This window comes from Paenalicyclobacillus macrosporangiidus (assembly GCF_900116805.1).
GTDB classification, from domain to species: Bacteria; Bacillota; Bacilli; order Alicyclobacillales; family Alicyclobacillaceae; genus Alicyclobacillus_H; species Alicyclobacillus_H macrosporangiidus.
This window is the reverse complement of sequence record NZ_FPBV01000072.1, coordinates 1-1,953: the sequence shown is the minus strand read 5'-3', so window position 1 is coordinate 1,953 and position 1,953 is coordinate 1. Positions and strand designations below refer to the sequence as shown.

The 1,953-nt window shown below is 56.3% G+C and carries 1 protein-coding gene; it reads left to right on the top strand.

Annotated features, from left to right (window positions below):
• Positions 1-14 precede the first annotated feature (14 nt).
• Entirely contained in the window at positions 15-1,814 is a 1,800-nt protein-coding gene (locus BM357_RS18660; protein ID WP_245784103.1) for an IS1634 family transposase, read from the top strand.
• Positions 1,815-1,953 lie beyond the last annotated feature (139 nt).

The window sequence follows — 1,953 nt, the reverse complement described above, 5'->3', positions numbered from 1 at the left end:
GAATATGAGCGGTGGTGACCTTCTTGTTCGCCCAAATTGTATCCACAAAGAAACCGGACGGTAAGACCTACAAATATCTCCATATCGTTGAGTCCTATCGCGAGGATGGGACCGTCAAGAAGCGCCGCGTGGCTAGCCTCGGCAACATCAGTCAGTACTCAGAGCGGGAGATTGAGCAGATTATCCGGACGCTCGAGTCTCTCCTACAAAACCGCACTACCGGTTCGCTCAATGACTTTGAGGCGCAACATGTCCTTCAATTTGGCGTTCCCTACGTGGTTCAATTTTTGTGGAACCAGCTTGGCCTGACAGAGGCCATCCGCGAGGCACTCAAAGACCGAGATATCACGTTCGATGTGGCCCGGTACGTTCAGGCGATGGTGATTCATCGATTGGTGGACCCCTCTAGTAAACTCCGCCTGTTTCGGATGCTGGATGACCTGTATATTCCAGACACCGGGGCGGAACCGTGGCAGCTTCAGCACTTCTACCGGGCACTGGATCATCTCGTGGAGATAAAGCCGCAGCTGGAGCGGGTGTTGTACAGTCGGATGACGGACCTACTCAATTTCAAGCTGTCTCTGGTGCTATACGACTTGACCAGTACGCACCTATACGGGCACGCCTGCCCCTTAGGCGAACACGGGTACTCACGCACTCATCGCCCCGACCTAGAGCAGGTCGAACTCGGTCTGCTGGTGACGCCAGAGGGGATTCCCATCACCCACGAGGTATTCGCGGGTAACGTTTCCGACAAGCAGACCGTGCCCGACATCTTGAAGCGCCTCAAGGAGGAATTTGCTGTCGAGCAGTGCGTGTTCGTCGGCGACCGCGGAATGGTAACGGAAAAGAACATGGCGTTAATGGCGGAGGCTGGGTTTCCGTACATTGTCGGGTTTCACAAGCGTGGCCGCATCGTGAGCGACGCGCTGTTGGAGCAGTTTCCGAATGTTGATACATACAGCGAACTCAAGGACAACCTGCGCTATCTTGAGGTGCCGGGAGACAGTGTCGAGGACGACGAAAAGACCCCCGGCGTGCGGTACATCCTGTGCTACAATCCGGAAAAGGCCGCCCACGATGCTGCGTTTCGAGAGAGTGCTATCGCAGAGGCCGAGGCAGGTCTAATGGCCCTGGCGGAAGGACTGACGCAGCCAAGGCGCGGCCGAAAGCCAACCGACAAAGGCGTCATGCTTAAGGTGGCGGAACTTCTGACGAAGAAGGGGGTTCAGGCGTTCTTTCACGTCGCATTCAAGGACGGTGTGTTGACGTACCAACGGGATGAAGACGCCATTGCCAAGGAGGCGCTGCGGGACGGGAAGTTCCTGATTCGTACGAACACCGACTTGCCCGCAGGGGACGTGGTGTTGTCGTACAAGACGCTGATGGGGATTGAACGGGCGTTTGACCAAATCAAGAACTTCCTTGATGTGGGGCCTGTGTATCACTGGAACGAGCAGAGAGTAAGAGGGCACATCTTTGTCTGCGTGTTGGCGTACCTGTTCGAGCAAGAGATGCAGGTGTTGTATCGCAGGCACTGGGAACGCGAGAAGCAAGAGGCGGAGAAAATCGAGAATGACCAGGAACGGGAGAAGGCATTGGCCGAGCTAGAAAGGCGCTGGTACACCGGAGAGACCATTGTACGCGAACTAAGGCGATGGCAGGCGGTGCACGCGACGTTTCTGGACAAGGAGTTTCTCAGCGTGACGAAATCGAGCGACAGCGTGAAAAAAATCCTCACCAGCCTGGGCATTCCGATGCCCAACAAGACCCTGTCAGTTTCGGACCGCAAGCGTGTCGACCCCGCCCAGTAGACGCCTACGGAACTGCCGGGAAGGCCGTGACGCCCCATAACCGATTGCAAGCCCCGCAGAGATGCGGGGCTAGCGTGCGTGTGGTACAAACTTTCACCCACAATCCGCGTCGTCTCAAGGGTACTGTCAAACTTGAGCT